This window comes from Vibrio sp. Vb2960 (genome assembly GCF_033337665.1).
GTDB lineage: Bacteria > Pseudomonadota > Gammaproteobacteria > Enterobacterales > Vibrionaceae > Vibrio > Vibrio alginolyticus.
Window position 1 is genome coordinate 443,434 of the sequence record NZ_JAWORD010000001.1, and the last position, 22,707, is coordinate 466,140.

The following is a 22,707-nucleotide window of genomic DNA, read 5'->3' on the forward strand; positions in this document are numbered from 1 at the left end:
AGAGTGGGGTTACCTAAGCACAGAATGACTAGCGTCTCTTATAGCCAAAGGATAGCAGAAAGAAAAACGCCTACTCACAACGAGTAGGCGTTAACACAATAAATGTGTTTAGGCAGTAGAAACTGGCCTATTTATTAGAAGTAGTAACGAGCACCTAGAGTCCAGTAGTCGTTCTCTTCATTGTTGTAGTCGTTACCTAGATCAAACTGGTAAGCTGCAAACGTTACGAAAGCAGGAGTTACAGCGTACTCTGCTTGTAGCGCAGTTTCGCTTGAAACTGTCTTATTGTCTTCTTCGTCTTCTACGCCTTCGTAGTTAACGCTGAATGTCCAATCGTTTACGCCGTATGCCAAAAGAGCTTCAAGTTGAGAAGTGTCTTTACGCATTTGGTAGAAGTACTCGTTCATACCGTATACTACTGCTGCGTATAGACCTGAACCGTACTGACCGTAGTTTACAGAGAATAGGTGTGATTCAGCGTTCTTAGTACCTAGAGTCGCGTTTTTAACATCACCACCGCTGTATACGTAGCCTAGACCAAAGCCAGCTACAGAACCGCTCAATGCAACTTGACCACGTTGCTCGTATGTTGTTGCATCTGAAGTTTGCTCACCTTGCCAACCTAGACCTAGGTTGAAAGCAAAACCTTCACCAAATTCAAAACCTTTACGGTAGCTAAGCATTTTATCAGCACGAGCTGAGCCTAGGTTGCCGTGGTTGTCGTACAAAAAGTCGTTCGCAAACGCGATTGGTAGATCCGCAACGCCAGCGACATCGTAGTAAGGTGACCATTGAGTACCTGCTACTAAACGGCCAAACTGCTCATGAGTAGCACCGATGTAACCTAGACGAGTTTTGAATGACTGTTCACCACCATTTAGGTAGTTAAGCGCCCATTCACCTTTAGCGTCGATAGTAATACCGTTGCCAATGTCTTTCTTACCCGCAACGTTAATACGTGGAGACACTTGGTGAACTTTTACATCTTCTTCGAAATACTCACCCACGCCAACTGAAACGTGACCGCCGATCGATAAAGATGTACCATCGCTGTTGTAAACTTCTGCTGCGAAGGCCTGTGAACCACATGCTAGTGCCGCCACTGCAACGGCTAGAGTTTTCATTTTCATTGTTAACATCCGTATAGTTGTTTGTACCGGTTCGCTTAGAAACAGATTAAATCCGAATCAATCGCAACGAACACATAACAAAGTAGTAATGAAATAGAAATGAAACAAACACTTTCTTATGCAACCAGTGGTATTAATGTTCACATTTTGAACTGAGTCACAAAAAAATAGGGAACTTTTCATTCCCCATCATAAAATCTGTGGCTTTTTACGTGTCACATCTCCCAACGTGCGAGTGGCTTCTCAGTTTTGATACCCTTACTGCCCCAGCGGTCAATAACATCAATTTGCAGTATGCGGCTCGGTTTAATAAGCGATGTCAAGGTTTTCGACGGTCGTTTATCCGTCACTAACCATAGCGTTTTATCTTGTTCAAACTGAGCTTTTAAAGATAATTTGTCTTCTTCTGTCCACTCGAGTTCCGGCTTAAATTCGCGCCCAACCACAAACAATTGGTTGCCAGAGGCAAAGTCCTCTAATGACTCACTCATCAGTACCACTGAATCGATGCCTTTATCGAAGATCTCTGCCTGTTGTTGGTTGATCAGTTCACGCACATTGAGCATAAGAGCCTGTTGATTCGTTTGAATCGCCTTTTGGTGTTCAGGATATACACATTGTAGATCCTCTCCAACAATGCCCGCCATTCGGATTAAGTTTGTAGGGTTCAGCCATGCGTACTTCGATGTTGACCCGTTTTCCAATGTCAGTACTGCAACTCCTTGAGCTCTAGGAGAAATGGCCTGCGATGCATCGATTTCAATCAAGTGAATGTTGCCCTGTCGAGCGTAAACATAAGTCGGGTCTTGTTTCCAAATCGCACCAAGAGTAACAGCAACCGTCGCGGCTTGACCCGCTTGCTTAACTTGCTCTGTACCTTTATTTGCGAACCAGTTCTCAAGACGCTCAACGCCGTAACGCTTTGGAGGCAGATACTGAGTCTCTATCCCTGTACCTTTCATGAGTTGCTCAGACAACATGTACGTGACGGGAGTGCTGGTTAAAATGTCTTTGGCGCTTGCCAACGATGGAAGTGTCGTCGCTATAACCAAACCAAAAGTTATCGCTAATTTTTTTATCTTCATGTTCATTACTTTATAAAAAGGGTTACGCTTTTTGGATAATTCGGTAAACCGTTGCTGTTAGGAAAAATGCCGCAGAAACAATGATGATGGATGCGCCTGATGGCACTGGTAGCTCAAGCTCCATCGGCAGTATGGTTCCTACTAAACACGCAATGGTTGCCAATAAAGAAGAAAGGAGAACAAAACTGCCCATGCGTTTAGTCAATAACCGAGCCGTTGCACCAGGAATCAGTAGCAATGCACCAACCAATACAGCGCCAATAATCTTTACCGCGGCGATGGTGACCAAGGTGATCATCATGACAAATAAGTAATCATAAAAGCTGGTATTAAAGCCGCGTACACGTGCAATATCCGGGCTAATACAAGTCAGCAAAATGCGGTTAAACGTTGGAATAAGAAGCAGTAATATGATCAAACAACTGATCGCTAAAATAAGGATATCGTTGTCCGTCACAGTCAAGATCGAGCCAAACAACACGTTCTCCAACATGTGAATGTTGATCTTGCGAGCAACGTACATTAACAGCGCAGCACCAACCGCTAACGCTAGTGCAAGAAAAACCCCAACCAGTGTGTCGTAAGGTACATTCGTACGATTACGAACAAAGTGAAGCAACAGCGCAAAAATCATACAAAAGCTAAACAATCCGATGATCGGATTCTCTGGCGGCTCACCGAGCAACACACCAATCGCGATTCCGGTAAGCGCAGCATGCCCAACCGCTTCAGAGAAAAAAGCCAGTCGCTTGGCGATGACTAATGTACCAAGACCACCAAGTAATGGCCCTAATATCAGCGCTGCCACAATTGCGTTCACCATGAAAGCATAAGAAAAGCTATCGCTTAACCATCCAGCTTCAACGCCGCTAACCGCTAACTCTCGCAACCAATCCATTATGCAGCCTCCACTTTTGCTGTGTAGTGCTTAAATAATGTTTCTATACGATCAGGGCTTAGCACATCTGAATGGTGACCTGACGCCACAATTTGACGATTTACGACATGGACCTGCGCATCTAAACGGCGCACTGCGGTCACGTCATGATGTACTGCCAGCACCGTTTTGCCTTCTCCAACGACTTCATGAATCAAACCTTCAAGATATCGAACACCTTGCTCATCCATGCCAGTTGTAGGTTCGTCTAAAACCAATAAATTGGGCTCATCCAGTAAAGCTTGCGCAAACAAAACACGCTGTTGCTCACCGCCAGAGAGTTGCCCCATACGACGGTCGCTACGCGTTGCCATACCCACGCGATCCAGCTGGGCCAGGGCATGTTGAGTTTGTTTCGTTTTACGTCGCCAAAATAGAGGGATACGAGTTTGGTTAAGCAGTACAAAATCCATCACGGTTAACGGGAGGCTTGCTTCAAACATCGCTTTTTGTGGCACATACCCTATCTTCCCCGATGCAGCTGATGGTTCTGGCCAATTGAGCGCTATGTTTCCCGAAAATGGCGTGAGTCCAAGTACCGAACGAAGCAAAGAGGTTTTACCACCGCCGTTCGGTCCCATAATCACGTGACATTTCGCGTTCTCGAATTCGGCGCTGATGTTCTGCAAAATGATATTGTCGGCGTATTTTAGGCCCACGTTACTTAAGGAAACGGAAGGTCCAGTCATTACGCCTTTTCCCCTGCTCGCTTACTCGCCACAAATTTCATGGCTTCGATTAGTGTTTCCACATTATCTCGCATCTCAACCTCGACTTTATCAGCCTCATACTCACCGTGAGTCATGTGAGAAAAGCGATAAAGCTGCACCCCAGTCGCCTCTTCGATGGTATCAACAAAGCGATTCGGCATATTGAGCTCATAAAACAGAACATCAATGCCCGATTCACGAATTTTCTCTATCGTTTCCTGTAGCTGACTTGCACTTGGTTCAACGCCATGAGCAGGCTCAATGACAGCGGCAACGTCAACACCAAACTCCTGAAGGATATATCCGTAAGCATTGTGGGTTGTCGCCACCTTCATACCAGCCGTGTCCAACTCACCAAGAGACAACATTGCATCACGCTTCATCAGGCGAAATGTTTTCGCGTATTTACGAGCATTTTGGCGATAGAACGTAGCATTGTCTGGGTCCAATTGGCTTAGCTCACTCGCGATGGTGTAAACCTTTTGAATGGTTGTTGATAGACCGACAAAGGTGTGAGGGTTCACTGCTCCTTGACCAACAGACTGCCCCATAGCGGGCAATAAAGGCACTTCTTTGTTCGCTTCGATAACCACGAGATCATCACGCTGAGAAGCCTTGATCACTTTCAGTGCAAAATCGTCATGACCAATACCATTGATCACTATTACGTCCATTTCATTTAAGCGCTTAAGATCATTAGGTTGTGGCAAATAGTTGTGAGGATTAAAACCAGCATCAACCAAAGGAATGATGTCCGCCTTCTCACCAACAACGGCTTTAACATAGCTGTAATAAGGTTGTAGCGTAATACCAATACTGAGTTTTTCGGCAGCAAAGCCAGTAGAAGACACCGTCAATAACGCGGTGGCTGTAAGAATACGACGTAAAAGAGAGCGTTTGATCATAGTACTTATCAATTATGTTGTCTTAATGGGCGTGAGAGTGAGAGGAAGAGCCTGACACAACGATTTGTTTCCAACCGAAATCGTGGCGTTTTGCTAGCTCGCTTAGTCCCTCCACATTTAACGAACGGCTAGAATCATTAAACCAAATATCAGCTTGAGAACTGCGGCTATCCAACAGCATGGAAGCAGAGCCTTGGGCACTGGTCTTCACGCCAATGTAGACACCGTCATCAATTCGTTGCCACTGATGAGAACCTTTACGCTTCCAATTTTGGTCTTTCACGAAAGGAGCAATCCAAAGCGCCTCCATATCAGAGATCTCAGGCCAAGTTCCGGTATCTAACTGCAAATCACGAATCTCTTCATGAGCGAGCTTAAGTTCAGCGATCAACCCCAACTCATTTTGATGTAAATCCGTGATTAACACTTGATGAGACTGCATGTCTGGCTTTTCAGTCGCGACCTGATGGTAGGGCATAAGTATGGCTGCTGAACTGAGAATTGCTGCGATTGTCAGTGCGACCCACTTTCCTTCTCGGTTACCATCATCAGGGCGAACTTTCTGTACACTCATTTCTCTTTCAGCTCAACGATATCCACTTCCACCGGGCTTTCATGTCCGGCATCAAATACCAAATAGAAATCTGTTTCAGGGTGAGTAAATTCTGCGATGGAACGCTTATCTGTTTTTTCTTTGGCGATCAGATTGTCGTCGTAATCGTACATTTCGACATCGTAGTCGACCGCTGTGGATCCATCCGAGTAGCCCGCTTCACAAATCACTTTATCTTGCGCCAAGTGACAGCTCATCAGAGGAAAATGTGCAGCAGCGTGAAAGGACGCAAATCCAGAAAAAAGCAAAACCGCTTTTAGAAGAGAAGTGTTATTCATGATAATTCCAAAATGGCCCAGCAATTGCTGAGCCTAATTCGATTAGTTAAGTTGAGTTTCAAACGTTAGGTGAACATTGGCACTCGCTTTATCCGCCAATGGATTATCTTTCAATTCACCTTTGTAGTTCGCTTTCATTAAGTAGCGCCCGGCGACTTCTGGCGTGAAAATCACTTTGCCATCTTTATCGCTCACCACATCGATTTGTTCTTGATGGTTTCGGTACATGGTCCCTTCACGTGTAATCTCAGCAGTAACGCCCTCTTGTGGCTCTCCGTTAAAGAAAAACTGGAAAGTCACAGGCTCACCTTCAATGATGTCCGATGGATGCGTGATCGGTTTCATCTCTAGCATTTTGCCTTCAATCTCCAACGCTTTGTCCGTTGGCATACCAACCGTAATGTAGCTTTCTGCTCGGGTGTAACTTAGTTGAGTAACCACATCACGCGCTTGCTCGGGAAGCACATCACCACGCTCAGCTTTGCTTGCTCGCGCCCATTTCACCGTATCACGACGGCCCGCTTTGTATTGTGTGTAGTAGCTCGGCTGATTATTAATCGCAACTTTGTGCGTGCCTTCTTCTGTAAAAAAGAAATCAAACATAGAGCGACGCTTGCCACGAACAACAAAGTTAGGACGCTCAGAGCGGCCATCCGGCATCACCACAAACGCCTGGTCACTACCCGCAGGCTTATCAAAAACAAACGTTCCGTGAGAGGCAGTAACATCAAATGTCAGCCAGTCACCGCCTTCTTTAGAAACCGTAAAGTGAGAGGGCAGAACCCAACGTGGATGTGCTTGTGCGGTGGTGGTTACAGCCAATCCCATTGCCATTACACTCGCCAATGCCACTGCTTTCATTTTGGTTTTCATTGTTGTGTCCTTTAATCACTTAACTTGATAATTGACGGTGATGACACCCGTCTCTTGTGTTGGTTTAAGCTCATAGCGCACGTCACTGTCCGCTAGCGTTATTTTTTGACGTAAGTAGTTTCGCCCACCGTGTTCACGAACGACTTCGACGTACAACGTGTAATTTCCTTGTTCCAAACGCTCCCCTGAGTCATTGGTTCCATCCCAGACAAAGCGGTATTGACCAGCAGGACGTGTTGCAGAAGTCACCGCATCAACAAGTTCACGATCATAACGACCCGCTTTTCTCCACCAGCTGCGTAGATCTTTTAACCATTCGTCTTTCCCTACCCATAACTGAATGGTTTTAACCGGTTTACGCTGATCGTTTTCAACCCAAACCGCCACATAAGGGCGTGCATACATTGAGGTATCTATCTTTGGAAGTTCGAGTTCGAAGTCGACCTTCGCGTTATCTGGTAGAGGCGCCGCGGAAAGAGAGAAAGGAGTAAAAGCCGCGATCAAAGCGGCTTTACAAAAGTGATTACGGCGGAAAAATCTTCCTGTGTTCAACATAAGTGTTCTCTAAAAAAGCTGTTATGGAACAGCAACAAAATAAATTACGAGCGACAGTAACGTACCAAAGCTCATCCATTGCATTGACGTTCTGAGCGTCTTCTTCTTAGGCAGTAACAAGCACACGCCTGTAAGAACAAAAAACACCATCAAAAGCGCAGTGACGTCGATAAACCACTTCCAAATCCCACCACTGTTGCGTCCTTTATGTAGATCGTTCAGCAGCGCAACAATACCGTAGTGCGTCGTTTCGACGTCTGCTGCACCAGTAGTCATATCAATAAAGACCGTAGCGTTATAACCCGGGCCTTTAAAATCCATAGAAAGCTCTCCGAGTAACAACTCACCTTGCTCAACTTCGGTATACACATCTAGTGCGGAGGGAGTGCCGCGAAGCTCGGTTTCTTTAGTCAAGAAAGCTACCAGTTCTTCACGATTAGGTTGAAAGGTATCTGAATGTGAGAATAGAACTGAGTGCGGAACCGTCAGAGTATGTTGTTGAATGATAGGTTCACTGCGTTCAAACAATTCGGGGCGATTGAGGGTAATACCAGTTACTGCAAAAAACAGCGTAACTAAGAGAAGAGCCATCGAAATATAGATATGTAGGCGGCGAGCCCAAGTTTGAACACCTTTGCTTTTAAGCAACATAGAAACAATCATCACCAATAAATGTGGGGCATAATTTAGGTGATAATCATTCGTATTGGCATTTAATTTACATTGTTTACTTTAAACAAAAAAATACCCGAGACTGAGCTCGGGTATTTAATAAAAATGTTCGCTATGAGTTCTGCGTCGATTCTACTTTGCGTAGCTGAGATAGATACTTAACCCAACTTTTTGCCTGATTCGATGGCTTAATCTCATTCGCTCTTTTGGCATTAGCGAGCGCATCGTCAAACCGCTTAAGTTTGTAGTAAGCGCGAGTTTTGATAAGTGCAACATCCGCTTTACGACCTCTGACCTTATCGAGCGCGGCAATGGCATCTTTATAATGGCCTTCTTGCACCAACAATTGAGAATAGTTCCAGTAATACTGCCTATCTAGCTGAGCTGCAATACGCCAGCTATCAATAGACTCTTCCCACTCTTTTGCCATTTGCCAATACGTTGCTTGCTGAGCTTTTAGCTTACTATTCGAGTTTACATCCTCTAGCTCGTTCATCACCAACGCAGCTCTCTCAGGAATACCTCGTTTCGCGTACAATTGTGCCAGCAGCTTTAAGTCATCTTGGCTAAGTTGTAACCCTTTCAGTTTTGCCAACGCCAAAGAGTCTAGGGCACGTTTGTTGTCATCAACCCGTAGGTATAGAGCAACAAGCTGACGCCACCATTCAATTCGTTCAGGTTCAATCACGATTAAGCGTTTGATGGTCGAGATTGCCGGCTTCCACTTTTTCAGTTCTAGCTCAGCAGAAAGCTTTATCGACAATGCGCCAAGCTTGTCTGGCTGACCAAATTTCTCATAACGAGCCATTGCTGAAAGCACTTTTTGCCACTGACTCAGTTGATAATGAGATTGGGAAATACGCAGCCATAACTCATGCGCTTTTTGACCTTTAGGAATGTTTTTGCTCAAGGCATAGTAATGAGGTAACGCCTTAGAAAAACGTTGCTCGTTCAGCAGTATATCAGCCAACATTTTTCGGGTTTGCCATGCTTGCTCATCTTGTAGCAAACCACTATTGACTGCCAACTCAAGTTGCTTAATCGCCGCTTGAGTTTGTTCGTTCTGCCAGTAAAAAATACCCAACATTCGAGCGACATAAGCTTGGTCATATCCACGAGAAAGCTCCATAGCTTCAAGAGATGAAATCGCTTCTTTCAGTTTCTCTTCTTGAGCCAAATTATGTGCTCGTTGAACTCTCGCTGCGGTGTATTGGCTTAACTCACTGGCAATGGTTGAGAGTGCACTCAGGCTTAATACCGTACCGATTAAGAATTTTTTCATCATTTGGCTAACTTGAACTCCACTTTAGCGGTTTGTCCGAACTGCTCAATTGACACACCATCCTCAACTTTTGGCTGATACTTCCATTTTTTAAGCGCACGGATTGCTTCCCTTTCAAACATGCGCTCGGGCTCAGCCTCGATCACTTCAATATCTTTTGGTCGTCCAGTTGCATCGATCGTGAAACGCATAATGACATAACCTTCCACTCTACGTTTCAGCGCCTTACTTGGATAGCGAGGATCAACACGATACAACGGCAGTGCTTGCTGGTTGCCCATTGTTCCCTTCAAGTTTGGGGCGCTAATCGCGATGCCTTCAAGGGCTGTGTTTAAACCTAAAGCACTGACTGGCGTCATCTGACTCATTGGTTCCATTTGAGTGTCAGCTTGAGACAGATCCATTGGCTCCGGCGCTTGAGGTGGTTCTGGTTGCTCCGGCACTGAACGTTGACGACGCTGCACGTCTGCTTCATTCTCTACCATCACCATATCAAAACGAACGGCTTCTGAAGCTTCTGGTGCACGCTGGTTGCCTTTATCAACCATCCACGCCATAAAGCTAAACAAGCTCACAGAAATTAACAGTGATGCTGGTAGTGCAAGTAACAGCCTGCCCATTAAGGTTTCTCCGCCGCCAATGCAATGTTCTTCACACCTGCTGCCTTTGCAGCGTCCATCACTTTCACGACAGTGCCATTGTAAGCATGCTCGTCAGCTTGGATAACTAACGAAGCATCAGGCTGATCAAGTAACAGGTGCTCAATAGAGGCCTCAACACGCTCAATATCAACCACTCGTTTGTCAATGTACACATCATTCGCTGCCGTTACTGCGATAAAAATGCCCGCGTCTTTTTGACTTACTACATTAGAAGCCTGAGGGCGATTCACTTCTACACCGGATTCACGTACAAACGAACTGGTCACAATGAAGAAGATCAACATGATGAAGACGATATCAAGCATCGAGGTTAAATCGACTTGAGCTTCATCTTGTTGGTTAGGTCTGCGTCCGAGTCTCACTTTTGACTCCTTAAAGATTGTTCTAACTGGATAGCTTTTCGTTCACACACTTTGCTAAGGCGAGCATGAATAAACATGCCCGCAAGCGCTGCTACCATACCCGCCATGGTTGGCAGCGTAGCAAGTGAGATACCAGAAGCCATCAATTTCGGATTACTGCTGCCTTGCGATGCCATTACGTCAAACACCGTAATCATGCCTGTCACCGTCCCTAACAACCCTAGCATTGGGCAAACCGCCACAAGTAGCTTAATAGTCGATAGGTTTTGGCGCAGTTCGATTTGCGCTTTTGCAATCCATCCTTCACGGATTTGATGCGCGTACCAAGAGTGGTGCTCTGATCTTGCTTGCCACTGCTCACAAAGCTGTTTTTTTACCCCAGGGAAAACCGTTGTGAGATAAATAACTCGCTCCATAACCAACAGCCAGCACACCGCCACGACGGCGGCCAGCCACCATAGGATTTGACCACCTTGCTGCATAAAGCTCATCAAGGTTGTGGCCCAATCCTCACTGATCAAACCCAATGTGCTGAGTAGGATCTGCTCCATTACGCTGCGTTCTCCGCTAAGGTGTTAGAGTGACTTTTGTTACTCGGCATATCACGCTCAGCTTGTTCTGCAACTAAACCGATGCCTTGTTTTTCTAAGATACTGCGAATATTTTCTGCTTGAGAGCTCAATACGTTGTGCGCTAATAACAAAGGCATGGCTGAAACAAGGCCAAGTACGGTAGTCACAAGTGCCATCGAAATGCCACCCGCCATTACTTTCGGATCACCATTACCAAATTGAGTGATGACTTGGAAGGTTTCGATCATACCCGTTACCGTGCCTAGTAGGCCAAGCATAGGAGCTAGAGCAGCAAGAAGCTTAAGCATCGACAACCCTTTTTCTAGGTGGGTTTGCTCATCAACAACAGCTTCCAAAAGACGTAGTTCTAACGCTTCTACGCTGCGATGCTTGTCTTTCTGGTATACCGCAAGCACGCGACCCAAAGGGTTGTTTCCTGGCTGAGCTGGGGTTTTCAGCTGCTTCATGATTTTCTGGCGCGAAATCATCAGTGATGCACCACGTACGAGCGCAATCAATAGGCCGATAGCCAATAAACCAAGGATGATTTTACCGACAACGCCACCCGCATTTAGGCGATCAGCCAAAGTCGGTGAGTTTGCAAGCTGTTCAAGAAGAATGCCACGTGACGGATCAATGACAAGTGCATCAATGTCACCAGAGGAAATAGTATTCGCTGTTGGACCGTTCTCAGGCTGACGAAGATAGTTTACCGCGTCTCCGCGTTGACCATTCCACTTAACGTAGCCAGTCTCATCTAGCAGCGCCATAGAACCAAGACGAACACCATTAACCGTTTGTTCACGACCTTCGCCATTTAGCAGTGTGAAAGAGACGTTTGCCATTTCACCGCTTGCTTTGATTTGTTCTTCCATGCTGCGCCACATCGCCTGAAGTTGGGTCAACGTTGGCAGTGATTTAGCCGCAACAATAGCATCGATATCTTTCTGATATGAGTTTGCATCTACACCGGTTACTGAGCTTTTTAGCTCAGACTCTAGCTCTTTTGCGTTCTGGCGAACGACGCCAAATAACTCACCTAGGCTCCCGGTTTCTAGACGCAACTTTTCTTCTAGCTGTGCCAGTTCTGCTTCATTTTCACCGAAGGTAACACTTAATGAGTCCGCTTCTGCTTGAAGAGCAGCCCGCTCTGCCACCAATTTATTCTTTATAGCCTGTAGCTCTTGCTCTGTTTGCTTAAAACCTGATTCACGCGCGACATTGTGCGATTGCTGTTGACGATTTTCTTGCTGCGCCTTTTGTAACAACGCATCACTAGCAAAAGTTGTATGAGGCATTAATGCGGCTGTCGAGATTAATGCAACCGATAACCATTTTTTCATCATTTATTTGCCCTCCGCAGCGGTTAACGACACTGGCAGAGTTAACATACTCGGCGCGATCTGTTTATTCGCCATAGCGAACGCTTTGTCTAGCTCTGATTTTTGCTCAGAACCCACTTGTTGCCATGCTTGTTGTTGCTGTGACCAGCTCCAAAATGTGTCACCAGATAAGCTACGCGCTACCAAAGACAAACGCCCTAAATAGAGAATGTCCGCCTCCACAGCTTCATTGTCACCCAGGTTAATCTTGCCTTGGTAAACGCCAAGCTTGGTGCCGTAATCCATTTCAATTTGGTACGCTTCTAAAATACGACGAAACTTCTCTGCATCTGCAACGTCTGCACGCGTCATCATGGAATCCAGCTTTGCAATTCGCTCCTCACGCTGCGTTTTGCGTATAGGCTTGTCGTTAGCGACGAGCACTTTTAAGCCCTCAAGCATGTGATACATCAAAGGCACGACACCTTGACGAGTTTGAGCAATCTGCTCAATTTGCTCGTTCAAGCTATCAACTTCTTGATTTTGGCTCTCAACAAGGCTTGCAAGATGATCGCGATAAATCTTCAAGTTACCGACTTCCTCTTGCAGCTGCTCAATTTCAGCTTCTAGAGTAAGTGATTTTTCTGCGCTTGCATCAATACGTTTTTGGCTTACCGCCGACGACTGGTTTGTTTTACTCTGCACAGCTTGTGCATCGTTTAAGTTCGCCGCGTGAGCGGGAATCAAAACCGATGATATCAACAGAGCGATACTTGATTTCATTAGATTCATACGAGTTATATTTCTGTGTTCCAAAAACGACCAAAGGGGAAGACTACCCTTCCCCTCTAATAATCAAATTGTTATCAGTACTTGAACTGGATTGTTGCCATGTAGTTGCGGCTTTCTCCAACCACAACCCCACTCGCACCTTTTTGCTCGCTATTCGTGCTACCACCACCTGCGAAGTAGTCGGTATCGAATAAATTCTCGACATTGAATCGAGCAATGATATCCAAGTTTTCATCGTACTTATGTTTGTATGACACGCCCATATCAACGCGAGCGTAGCCATCTTTCTTGAAGGTGTTCTTTGCATCACCGTAGCGATCACCTTCATAAATCAAACCAAGGTTTAAGTTAGTGTTGTCTTGAACCTTGTAGCTAGACCATAGACTTGCCGAGAACTCTGGCACGTCTACAGGGCGGTTACCCTCGAATTTTTTATCCGCTTTCGTCAACTCTGCATCCAAATACATTGCAGAAGCCGTTAGCGACAACTCTGGGGTCACAAAACCTTGAGCCATTAACTCAGCACCTTTGTGAACTTGCTCACCACCTTGCGTTTTCTTGTGTAGGAGATTGCCGCCCGCGTCTTTGCCGCTTTCAACATCCAGCGAGATGTTCTCTAACGTGATATCAAACACTGCACCAGATACAAATAAGCGCTGATCAAACAGTTCCCACTTAGTTCCGATCTCGTAAGAGATACCACGCTCTGCGTCTAGCTTCTCACCATCATTGATATACTTTTTGCCACGACCACTGCTGACTTCACCTTGCGGCATAAAGCTTTCAGAGTACTGAACGTAAACCGAGCCATTCGTCGCTGGGTGGAAAATTACACCAAATTTTGGAGAAACCTGGTTTTCGGTCAGGTCATCATCACGCTTTTCGTCATAACGAACACCTGCAAGCACTTGCCAGTAATCATTAATCGTCATCATATTTTGCGCGTAGATACCCCAAGTATCGTGCTCGCTTGTGGACTGTTTAACTTTCCCAGAGTAGCCAGGACGAGACACTGTCTGACCGGCTTCTATACTTATAGGGTTGTAATACTTTTGGAAACGGTCATAGGTATACTCTAGATAGTTCGCACCTACCAAAAACGTGTTATCTGTACCAAACAGAGAAAAGTCCGTCGTCACATCTATATATGCAGTATCAAACACCCAATTATCTTTGCGTTCGTTACCAGAATGGTCGATCTTAGTATCTTGGTCATAAGTTTCGAAACCTGGGTAAGACTCCACATCAAAACGCTTAAAGTCTTGACGGTTGTAACCTGCTTTTACGTTCACGTTATCCGTGACTTGCGCATTAATATCGACACCGTAGTTTTCTACTTCGTTATCAATTTCAGACCACTGCGCATCCCAAATGTACTTATCACCGCGAACCGCTTTGCCATCAATAATGTATGCGCCAGAGTCCACGCTACCATCGTCTTTCGTGCGATCGTAATGAGCCGATACCATAAAGTTGTCGGTGATGTCGTACTCAACCACTAGGCCCGCTACCGTACGATCTGTTTCTGGCTCTGTACCATCGCCGTATCTGCGCCAAGAGCCGTAGCTTTCTTTGGCAAAAATTGCGCGCGCACGCAGTGTCTCTGCATCATTTAGTGCGCCACTCACATCAAGCACAGTGCGTGAGTGATCATTCGAACCTAGATCTTGACTCAAACTTGCTTGTGTTTGAGTTGTTGGTTTTTTCGAAACCATGTTTACCAAGCCACCCGGCTCAGATTTGCCGTATAGCAGACCTGATGGACCTTTAAGCACTTCAACACGCTCTAAAAGCTCAATTGGCTGACGGTAATGTGACCAGTGTTGACGACCATCACGAAGAAAACCGTCTGAACTGCTAAGTTCAAAACCACGTAGAGAGAAACGTTCGCGGTTACGGCTTGTACCACCCGCGCTAACACTTGCATCGTTACGTAGCACTTCACCAAGTGTACTTGCACGCTGCTCATCAATTACCGTTTCATCGATAACCGCTACTTGTCCCGGCGTTTCCAGCTGCGTCATTTCCATGCGCATTGCTGTACTGTTTGTATCTGCCTTGTAGCCGAACTCTCGACCTTCTACAACTACATGTTCGTCTGTTTGAACTTCCGCCACTGCAGGTGTTGCTAACACTGCACCGATCACTAACGCCAAATGGCTCTTAGTAAACATATCCTTTCACTCCGATTATTATTTTTCGGGTCACATACTTGTTGAATGCGATTCCCTCTTAATTATTTCGCGGGTGAATATAAGTGATAAGTATTACCATTTGCATTAAATTTACATTCTTTGCATTTGCAAACTTTTGTAAAGTACTCTCTGATGATGCGCCATGATAATGTGATATTAATCACAAAAATTACGACTTAATCATACTTATTGCTTGAACACTAAAGTAACCCTCAGACCACCTTGCTCACGGTTTTTCGCCGTAACTGCTCCACCCATAATACGCATGGATTCTTTGACAATCGCAAGACCTAAACCGTAGCCACCAAGCTTTTTATCTCTAGAAGCATCTAAGCGCGTAAACGGATCAAAAATATCGACCAGCTTGTTATCTGGAATACCAGGCCCATCATCAGATACTGACATGATGGTGAACTGCTGCCCTTCTTTGACATAATTTTCCAGAGAAACTTCTATCTGAGATGCTTGTCCTGAATATTTAATGGCATTACCAATAAGATTGTTCAAACAACGAATGACGAGCGTTTCTTCACAAAAAGCTTTAGCACATACAGCTTCTGAGCGGAAAGACAACGTCTGTTCTGACTTCAAATCTATTTTGCAACGCTCTACTTGCGGGGAGAGCAAAACTTCTAAATCACAGCGTTTCGTGGCTTTGTCGAAACGCGCATTTTCCAAGCGACTGAACTCCAATATATCGCTGATCAAATGGTTTAGCTCTTTTGCTTCATCTTCTAGCCTTGTCACTAGACTTTGCTCACTTTCTCCAACACGCTTTCGCAAAAGATGCAGAACCAAGTTCTGCCTCGCTAACGGCGTTCTCAATTCGTGAGAGACATCTCTTATAAGCAGTCGCTGCTTTTCAGCGAGAGAATGAATCTGTTGCGTCATGTGATCGAAATCTTGCGCTAACTCGTTAAACTCACGCGTGCTCGACTTCAGTTCTTTCACGACACTGACATTAAAATCGCCATTAGATAGCTTTTTGCTTGCTTCTCTCAATCGATCCAATGGTTGCTGTAAGTTACGTGCCATTAGCAGTGAAAAGAGCGCCAAAATAACCACTGCAATCACGACTTTGAGAATAGAGAAATACAGAATGAAGTCATTTGCAGGGTGCAGTCGATGTGGCAATTGAATCACTAAAGTATTGCCATGAACTAAAGGAATATTGATGATGGGGCGATTCACTTTCCCCTCAAGTTGATCATCAATGCTTCTCTTAAATTGAAGTTTGAACTCGAAGTGCGGATGCATCAGACGGTGCGTAACTGGTTGCTGATGTTCATTCAACACAAATAAATAAAAGTTTTGCGCATTTGCCCAGTCAGCAAGTTCGTCCATGTCTCCGTGCTCAATCAATACATTGGCTTGATGTGCAAGGTCTAGCATTTCTTCTCGCACACTATCGGGCACTTTCAACATGGCTTTCACCAGAGCTTGTTCCGCTAAGGATTGCACGACCAAAATACTAATGACAATTGCGGTCATGCAACTAAATAACTTGAACGCTAAGCTATCTTTACGTTTTGCAATAAAAGGTGGACACCGGAGCTTCATTAACGGTTTACAGCCTCTAAATAACTGTAACCTTTGCCACGGAAGGTTTTGATATGTTGCTTGGAAAGCCCCGCTTCAACTAACTTGCGACGTATGTTACTGATGTGCATATCAAGGTTGCGATCAAAAGGACTCAGCTCTTTCTTTAACACTTCAGTTTGAAGCTCTGCTTTTGAAATCACGACTCCTTGGTTTTTTACCAAGTAGCTCAATAGTTCAGCTTCCGTACTTGTGAGGGGTAAGCTATTAAGCTGGTCACTGATCGTTTGAACGGTACTACACATCGTCTGACGTTGACGTTCCAAGCCAACACGACGAAGAATTGCTTTGATGCGCATTAGAAGCTCAGCGACATTAAAGGGCTTTCCGATATACTGATCGGCCCCCGCTTGGTAACCATCAAGCATCGAGTTTTCATCGTTGAGAGCGGTAAGCATTAGGATAGGTGTCGCGAAGCGCTGACAGATCCTACGAGCAACTTGCATACCGTTAAGGTTTGGTAACATGACATCAAGCAATACAAGATCTACAGGCGTTTTTTCCATATATTGCAGCGCACTTTCACCGCAATGTACAGAAGAGACGATGTAGCCCTCCTCTTGCAAAACCGCTTCTAACAGCTCGCACAAAGGAACGTCATCATCGACTATCAAAACTCGTGACATTACCACTCACCATTCAAATAAAAATGGTTCGCATTTTATTACTCATTTACCAATTAAACAACTACACACTCTAAGGCTTTAAGTCCACAGGACTCAGTCCAAGAAGCAGCAACGTACTAATTAGAGTTTAATGTTCACTTGTACTAAAGGTTCCTAACAATATGCACCTAGATATATCTTCATAGAAAAAACGAGTACAATCTGGCAACCGCAAAGCAAAAGATAAAGCGAATGGAAACGTTATTAATTGGTCACCGTGGCGTGGCAGGTTCATACCCTGAGAATACAAAAATAAGCATTCAAGCAGCCATTGACCTGGGGTTGAAGTGGGTGGAAGTGGATATACAGCCTACCAAAGATAATGTTTTAGTGGTTTGCCATGATCATACCGTCAATCGATGCAGCAATGGACAAGGGCGTGTTGATGAGCTCACCCTGGAAGACTTAAAAGCATTAGATTTCGGTAGTTGGTTTAGCACAGACTTTTCAGGCGAGAAGATCGTGACACTAGATGAACTGCTCACTTTAGCTACTGAGAATAAGCTTAACTTGAATATCGAAGTTAAAGTAGACAACCATCCAGCGGAAGAAGTGGCGCAGACTCTCGCCAATGCGTTAACAAAAAGTCCAATGCCGCAAGAGAATGTACTCCTATCGAGCTTTAGTCATGACGTCATTAGAGCGATGCACAAATACTGCAGTGGCTACCGATTGGGTGTGTTAAGTGAATTCTTTACGAGAAAAGATAAACGCCTTTTGGAAGAAGTTAGTGCCTATAGCTGCAACCTAAACATTAACTGGGTTCGTACTCGCCAGATAAACAAACTCCAACAAGCCGGTTACAAAGTGATGTGCTATACGGTGAACAATCCAAATAAACTGAAATACCTGCCTCAGTTAGACGGTATTTTTAGTGATCATCCACAGCGCTTTATGCCATAGCCTATAAGAGCCAGAACATTAAAGGGGACCTTTTGTTACCACTCAATCTGAATTGGTGTCCCCATCTCGACAAGCTGGATAAATTCGTCCATCTCCTCGTTGGTAATCGCAATACACCCATTAGTCCAATCAAAACTTTGGATGTAAATCGGCAACTGACTCTCACCGTTTTTTAAGCCATGAATTTTGATGTTCCCTCCAGGGGACACACCTCGGCGCTTCGCTTCCAACGTATCAATCGCATCAGGGTAACTGATATGCACAGAACGATAAAAAGCAGAGTCCTCTATAACATAATCTAGAGTGTATTCGCCCTCTGGTGTGCGATTGTCTCCCTCTTCTTGTTTATGTCCTTGAGGGTTCGCTCCTAAAGCAATTCGGTATTCTTTTAGCACTGCTCCTTGTTCCATCAAATACATTCGACGCTTAGACTTGTCGACTTTAACGAGGTCAACAGCTGCGTGAGTGCCCGAAGCAAACACACAACACAAGAACATAGAGCACCATTTTACTGACATTGTCGTAACGCCTAAGCTAATAAAGTGAACAAGAAAAGAGCGATAATGCTAGTCAGTTAATGCTCGTAAAGCAAACAGTATCTAATGCGGAACCATAAGATAGACTCGCTGAAAGGCGTACTTCTTATCGTTATTTGATACAACAAAAGTCAAAGAGAAGATTTCTCTATTCATTGCGGCTAAGTTGCATTACTTTATAAGCATATTTATTTATAAAGTCCGCACTTTTTGAGAGGGAACCATGATTAACATTGCTTTTTTTAGTGCAAAATCCTACGACGAAGCCTCTTTTAATAAAATTAAAAATAACCGCGATTTTGAATTTCACTATCACGACTTCCGACTAACCGAAAAAACAGCCAAGATGGCGCACGGCAGTGATGTCGTATGTGCGTTTGTTAATGATGATCTTTCAGCTCCTGTCCTTAAACAGCTTTCTCTGGGCGGGACCAAGCTTATTGCTATGCGCTGCGCGGGATATGATAAAGTTGATCAACAAGCAGCCAAAGAACTAGGCTTACAAGTGGTTCGAGTTCCTGCTTACTCACCAGAAGCAGTGGCAGAGCACACGGTTGGTTTAATGATGTGCCTAAACCGCCGTCTTCACAAGGCCTACCAACGCACACGTGACGCCAACTTCTCGCTAGAGGGTCTTGTTGGCTTTAACTTTTACGGAAAAACTGTTGGTGTTATTGGTACGGGTAAGATTGGTATCGCGACGATGCGTATCTTCAAAGGGCTTGGCATGGAACTGCTTTGCTACGACCCCTACGAAAATCCATTAGCACTAGAAATAGGAGCCCGTTACTGTTCGCTTGAAGAAATCTACGCTAATGCGGATGTTATCTCTCTCCATTGTCCAATGAGTGAAGAAAACTATCACTTATTGAACGAAAAAGCCTTCGCGCAAATGAAAGATGGTGTAATGATCATTAACACCAGTCGAGGCGAGTTGCTAGATTCACTAGCGGCGATAGAAGCGTTGAAACAAGGTAAGATTGGTGCGCTTGGCCTAGACGTGTATGACAATGAAAAAGACTTATTCTTCCAAGATAAATCTAACGATGTCATTGTAGATGATGTTTTCCGCCGTTTATCGGCTTGTCATAACGTGCTGTTTACTGGCCACCAAGCATTCTTGACTCACGAAGCACTTAATAATATTGCCTCTGTGACGCTTGATAACGTCGAAGCCTTTTTCTCTGGTAACGTATCGGGCAATGAACTGATTAACTAAAGCCAGACAATCGAGAAGTATAGTAGAGCGTGTGATCTCAGCTATGCTATACTCCTCGACTATTTAAAATTTGAGCCAAATTACCATGAGCATAAAAACTGATATTCAAAAGCTGCACAACCGTTTAGATACATGCCAACGTAAACTTGATGCGGCACGTTCTCGTGGTGATCACGAAATGATTACAAAGTTCACGGATGAAGTAGAACAGCTGACCAAAAAGCTTAACCAGTTAAAGCACAAGCAAAACTATGAGCTGAATAAAGAACGTAAAAGCTTACTTGATATGCCTTTCTCTCGTGAAATCACCAAAGCAGAACAAGCGGACATCGGCAAACTGAAAAAACGCGTACGCGGCTTAGTAATCGTTCACCCATTAACAAAAGTTGGTAAAGAACTTCGCCTTGATGTGATGACAGGCTTTGCGCCAAAAGAGTTTTAAAACTCGCATTAACATTTATGGAGCCCAAGCATTTGCTTGGGCTTTTTATTTTGTACTGCTTCATTAGATTTCATCGAAATATCAATCCATAAGCTATTAAAAAGGCCAGCGACAAAAGCCACTGACCAATATCGTCCGCATTACATCTCAACGTTACGACAGTTGCTGCAACTTGTGCTCCACAACGGGATCATTCGGAACCAACTGCTGAGCGACTTCCAAAAGCTGTACTGCATCTTGCGGGTTGTCATACTCATGCTTAAGTGCAATATCAACAAGTGGCTGAATATCGATTTGTGCTTGATGCTCCTTCACATGTTCTTTCTTTTCTTCAATTAGTACATTATGAGCGGTACTCAGTAAGTTTAAACGATGCTGTGAGCTCGCATTCGCCTTGTTAAGGCACTGATAGTAATCTTCTTTTAAGCGCAACGTTTTGGTCTGATGACGAAACTGCGCTATATCTATCTTCTGATAACGTATAAAGTCTACGGCCACTTGCTTATAAAAACCGAATTTATTCAAATATGTCGCGTGGGTACCATGTCCCATCCCGAAGACTCTTAAGTGAGTGAGCTCTGGGTAGCGTTTGGCGTGAAGGCGGTCGATTTCATTAGTTGGATCATAAATGATATAGCCTTTTGCATCGCCAAGGTCGAGGTCGTGATACTTTCCTTCCCAATCAAATTGTTGGGCAAGTTCAGTACTTGGCCTATCATCCCATGGCACCAAAACTTTGTTTTTTGTGCTGACCGGGTGAAACATCAATACTTGATCCAGCTTTAATAGATTAGAAAAGGCACCAATAGCAAAACCACCGCGGCTAAGTCCATAGCCTAAACGACATTCAAAGGGCTCAAGTAAAGTCGACAGTTGCTCTAGAAAGAAAATTAAATTACGGCTACGAAACCAGTTACTTTTCCCAAGGTGCTGAAATGAAATAATATTTACTTTTTGTTTCTGGGCTAAGCGATAGCCCCAAGGCGCAAAGTCTGAGTGTAAGTCCTGTACTTGTAGATTCGTACCAGCAGGGGAAAAGGTGAACAACAGTGGTTTATTTCGGTCGACAAACTCATACTTAACAAACACATCATCAAGTAAGTCCTCCCCGGACATCGGTAGCCTGGTTTGCTGTTCTTCACGAGAAAGAGCCAGCCATTCATCCAACCAGTACAGTAACTTCATTAATCCTCCATCTAAATTGCGCCTAGCAATTGTGTTAAAAATCTAGTTTTTAGTGTGTGATCATCTCCCCCTGGTTACAGGGGACTCTGATATCAGTCCTCTTTTAAAACAAAGCGTGAATTTGCTTATTAAATTGGTCAATATCTATGGTTTGATGACGAACAAACTCCTTCGCCACCAGATTAAAAAATTCTAATTTATCTAATTGTGTGGATTGAGTGCCGTGCCCCATACCGACGACTTTTAAATGAGTTAGCTCTGGGTAACGTTCAGCATGAAGACAATCAATGCGATTGGATGGGTCATAAATAATATAACCTTTGGCATTGCCCAAATCTCGATCATGGTAGCCGCTTTCCCAAGCAAACTGCTGAGCAAGCTCAGTACTCGGCCGATCATCCCAAGGCACCAACGCTTTATTTTTTGTGCTAACAGGATAAAACAACAAAAGATGTTCTAATTTCAGTAAGTTAGCGAACGCGCCAATTGCAAAGCCACCTCGACTTTGCCCATAACCCAAACGACATTTGAAGGGATGAAGTAACTCAGATAGCTGCTCCAAAAAGAAAATCAAATTCCGACTACGGAACCAATTACTTTGTCCTAAATGTTGAAAGGCAATAATGTTTACTTTTTGTTGTATTCCGAGCTCGTAGCCCCAAGGAGAAAAATCCGGAGTTAAGTCTTGTACCTGCACATCAGTACCGGAAGGAGAAAATGTGAACAACAATGGCTTGTTAAGATCGACGAGTTCATACTTCACAAATACATCATCAAGTAAATCGTAGCCAGAGATAGGTAAAGCCATCTCTTGTTCTTGTTGAGTAAGAGCTTGCCATTCATCTAACCAGTAAAGTAGCTTCATTTTTTCTCCAAGTACATTTGCAGTATTTAGACTGGGACTCTATCAAAATGCGTTTAAGCATCCCACGTTGAGACTTAACAAAGCTCTATTTGAAGCCCAAATGAGACGTATGGAAATGTCTTCGATTGAAGGTATTACTGCGTAAACTAAACCCAATGTAGGTACGCAAAAACTTGGAGAAAGAGCTAGAGAAAAACCAATTAGAAGTTTCGATAACAGCGGTTAAAAAACAGCAGATACAAAAAAACCGCTGTAAGAACAGCGGTTTTTTTAAAAGTGGCGGAGAGATAGGGATTTGAACCCTAGATACGCTATTAACGTATGCCGGTTTTCAAGACCGGTGCTTTC

At 44.4% G+C, this 22,707-nt stretch carries 25 protein-coding genes; 3 read left to right on the forward strand and 22 right to left on the reverse strand.

Annotated elements, in window-relative coordinates; all coding sequences use genetic code 11:
• Positions 1 to 134: 134 nt before the first annotated feature.
• The 19 genes from R7O03_RS01910 to R7O03_RS02000 all read right to left on the reverse strand — a co-directional run bounded on the left by R7O03_RS01910 (position 135) and on the right by R7O03_RS02000 (position 17,170).
• Positions 135 to 1,130, reverse strand: coding sequence for a porin (locus tag R7O03_RS01910; protein WP_017635534.1), 996 nt, complete (start codon positions 1,128 to 1,130; stop codon positions 135 to 137).
• 215 nt (positions 1,131 to 1,345) lie between these two features.
• Positions 1,346 to 2,215: an ABC transporter substrate-binding protein gene (locus R7O03_RS01915; RefSeq protein ID WP_318131365.1), complete on the reverse strand. Its 870-nt coding sequence runs from the start codon at positions 2,213 to 2,215 to the stop codon at positions 1,346 to 1,348.
• A 22-nt stretch (positions 2,216 to 2,237) separates the two neighbouring features.
• Positions 2,238 to 3,113 carry a metal ABC transporter permease gene (locus R7O03_RS01920; protein ID WP_005393560.1) on the reverse strand — a complete coding sequence of 292 codons (876 nt, stop codon included), beginning with the start codon at positions 3,111 to 3,113 and terminating at the stop codon, positions 2,238 to 2,240.
• Complete coding sequence (locus R7O03_RS01925; protein WP_017635536.1) at positions 3,113 to 3,841, reverse strand: metal ABC transporter ATP-binding protein; 729 nt, start codon at positions 3,839 to 3,841, stop codon at positions 3,113 to 3,115. The genes R7O03_RS01920 and R7O03_RS01925 overlap by 1 nt, the downstream gene beginning before the upstream one ends.
• Positions 3,841 to 4,767 (reverse strand): metal ABC transporter solute-binding protein, Zn/Mn family, encoded by a 927-nt coding sequence (locus R7O03_RS01930; protein WP_130546497.1) that lies wholly within the window; start codon positions 4,765 to 4,767, stop codon positions 3,841 to 3,843. Before R7O03_RS01930 ends, R7O03_RS01925 begins: the two co-directional genes overlap by 1 nt.
• A gap of 22 nt (positions 4,768 to 4,789) precedes the next feature.
• Positions 4,790 to 5,341: a DUF6162 family protein gene (locus R7O03_RS01935; RefSeq protein WP_130546498.1), complete on the reverse strand. Its 552-nt coding sequence runs from the start codon at positions 5,339 to 5,341 to the stop codon at positions 4,790 to 4,792.
• Positions 5,338 to 5,658: a hypothetical protein gene (locus R7O03_RS01940; RefSeq protein ID WP_005374251.1), complete on the reverse strand. Its 321-nt coding sequence runs from the start codon at positions 5,656 to 5,658 to the stop codon at positions 5,338 to 5,340. Before R7O03_RS01940 ends, R7O03_RS01935 begins: the two co-directional genes overlap by 4 nt.
• A 42-nt stretch (positions 5,659 to 5,700) precedes the next feature.
• Positions 5,701 to 6,531 (reverse strand): DUF4198 domain-containing protein, encoded by an 831-nt coding sequence (locus tag R7O03_RS01945; protein WP_025768070.1) that lies wholly within the window; start codon positions 6,529 to 6,531, stop codon positions 5,701 to 5,703.
• A gap of 15 nt (positions 6,532 to 6,546) precedes the next feature.
• A complete protein-coding gene (locus R7O03_RS01950; RefSeq protein WP_054576196.1) occupies positions 6,547 to 7,086 on the reverse strand; it encodes a DUF2271 domain-containing protein in 540 nt (179 codons plus the stop codon).
• 21 nt (positions 7,087 to 7,107) lie between these two features.
• Entirely contained in the window at positions 7,108 to 7,737 is a 630-nt protein-coding gene (locus tag R7O03_RS01955) for a PepSY-associated TM helix domain-containing protein (RefSeq protein WP_021035904.1), read from the reverse strand.
• Between the two features lie 133 nt (positions 7,738 to 7,870).
• Positions 7,871 to 9,043, reverse strand: a complete 1,173-nt coding sequence (locus tag R7O03_RS01960; protein WP_017635539.1) for a tetratricopeptide repeat protein — start codon at positions 9,041 to 9,043, stop codon at positions 7,871 to 7,873.
• Positions 9,040 to 9,660: an energy transducer TonB gene (locus R7O03_RS01965; protein ID WP_005374256.1), complete on the reverse strand. Its 621-nt coding sequence runs from the start codon at positions 9,658 to 9,660 to the stop codon at positions 9,040 to 9,042. The genes R7O03_RS01960 and R7O03_RS01965 overlap by 4 nt, the downstream gene beginning before the upstream one ends.
• Positions 9,660 to 10,064: an ExbD/TolR family protein gene (locus tag R7O03_RS01970; protein WP_005374257.1), complete on the reverse strand. Its 405-nt coding sequence runs from the start codon at positions 10,062 to 10,064 to the stop codon at positions 9,660 to 9,662. Before R7O03_RS01970 ends, R7O03_RS01965 begins: the two co-directional genes overlap by 1 nt.
• A complete protein-coding gene (locus tag R7O03_RS01975) occupies positions 10,061 to 10,615 on the reverse strand; it encodes a MotA/TolQ/ExbB proton channel family protein (protein WP_017635540.1) in 555 nt (184 codons plus the stop codon). The genes R7O03_RS01970 and R7O03_RS01975 overlap by 4 nt, the downstream gene beginning before the upstream one ends.
• Positions 10,615 to 11,982, reverse strand: a complete 1,368-nt coding sequence (locus R7O03_RS01980) for a MotA/TolQ/ExbB proton channel family protein (protein ID WP_171345943.1) — start codon at positions 11,980 to 11,982, stop codon at positions 10,615 to 10,617. Before R7O03_RS01980 ends, R7O03_RS01975 begins: the two co-directional genes overlap by 1 nt.
• Positions 11,983 to 12,750: a DUF3450 domain-containing protein gene (locus tag R7O03_RS01985; protein ID WP_053304675.1), complete on the reverse strand. Its 768-nt coding sequence runs from the start codon at positions 12,748 to 12,750 to the stop codon at positions 11,983 to 11,985.
• A 74-nt stretch (positions 12,751 to 12,824) separates the two neighbouring features.
• Positions 12,825 to 14,924: a TonB-dependent siderophore receptor gene (locus R7O03_RS01990; RefSeq protein ID WP_318131367.1), complete on the reverse strand. Its 2,100-nt coding sequence runs from the start codon at positions 14,922 to 14,924 to the stop codon at positions 12,825 to 12,827.
• A gap of 207 nt (positions 14,925 to 15,131) precedes the next feature.
• Positions 15,132 to 16,505: a sensor histidine kinase gene (locus tag R7O03_RS01995; RefSeq protein ID WP_005374264.1), complete on the reverse strand. Its 1,374-nt coding sequence runs from the start codon at positions 16,503 to 16,505 to the stop codon at positions 15,132 to 15,134.
• Complete coding sequence (locus R7O03_RS02000; protein ID WP_005386018.1) at positions 16,505 to 17,170, reverse strand: response regulator transcription factor; 666 nt, start codon at positions 17,168 to 17,170, stop codon at positions 16,505 to 16,507. Before R7O03_RS02000 ends, R7O03_RS01995 begins: the two co-directional genes overlap by 1 nt.
• A 231-nt stretch (positions 17,171 to 17,401) precedes the next feature.
• Here R7O03_RS02000 and R7O03_RS02005 point away from each other — a divergent pair, with 231 nt between their 5' ends.
• Positions 17,402 to 18,112, forward strand: coding sequence for a glycerophosphodiester phosphodiesterase family protein (locus R7O03_RS02005; RefSeq protein WP_017819703.1), 711 nt, complete (start codon positions 17,402 to 17,404; stop codon positions 18,110 to 18,112).
• A 35-nt stretch (positions 18,113 to 18,147) separates the two neighbouring features.
• On the opposite strand, the gene R7O03_RS02010 is transcribed toward R7O03_RS02005, so the two are convergent.
• Positions 18,148 to 18,630 carry a L,D-transpeptidase family protein gene (locus R7O03_RS02010; protein ID WP_017819702.1) on the reverse strand — a complete coding sequence of 161 codons (483 nt, stop codon included), beginning with the start codon at positions 18,628 to 18,630 and terminating at the stop codon, positions 18,148 to 18,150.
• A gap of 241 nt (positions 18,631 to 18,871) precedes the next feature.
• Here R7O03_RS02010 and R7O03_RS02015 point away from each other — a divergent pair, with 241 nt between their 5' ends.
• Both R7O03_RS02015 and R7O03_RS02020 read left to right on the forward strand, forming a co-directional pair.
• Complete coding sequence (locus R7O03_RS02015; RefSeq protein WP_054729618.1) at positions 18,872 to 19,867, forward strand: 2-hydroxyacid dehydrogenase; 996 nt, start codon at positions 18,872 to 18,874, stop codon at positions 19,865 to 19,867.
• An 85-nt stretch (positions 19,868 to 19,952) separates the two neighbouring features.
• A complete protein-coding gene (locus R7O03_RS02020; RefSeq protein WP_005374274.1) occupies positions 19,953 to 20,309 on the forward strand; it encodes a YibL family ribosome-associated protein in 357 nt (118 codons plus the stop codon).
• Between the two features lie 153 nt (positions 20,310 to 20,462).
• On the opposite strand, the gene R7O03_RS02025 is transcribed toward R7O03_RS02020, so the two are convergent.
• Complete coding sequence (locus R7O03_RS02025; RefSeq protein ID WP_005374275.1) at positions 20,463 to 21,494, reverse strand: hypothetical protein; 1,032 nt, start codon at positions 21,492 to 21,494, stop codon at positions 20,463 to 20,465.
• Between the two features lie 103 nt (positions 21,495 to 21,597).
• Positions 21,598 to 22,359, reverse strand: coding sequence for a cytosolic protein (locus R7O03_RS02030; protein ID WP_318131369.1), 762 nt, complete (start codon positions 22,357 to 22,359; stop codon positions 21,598 to 21,600).
• Between the last annotated feature and the right edge of the window lie 348 nt (positions 22,360 to 22,707).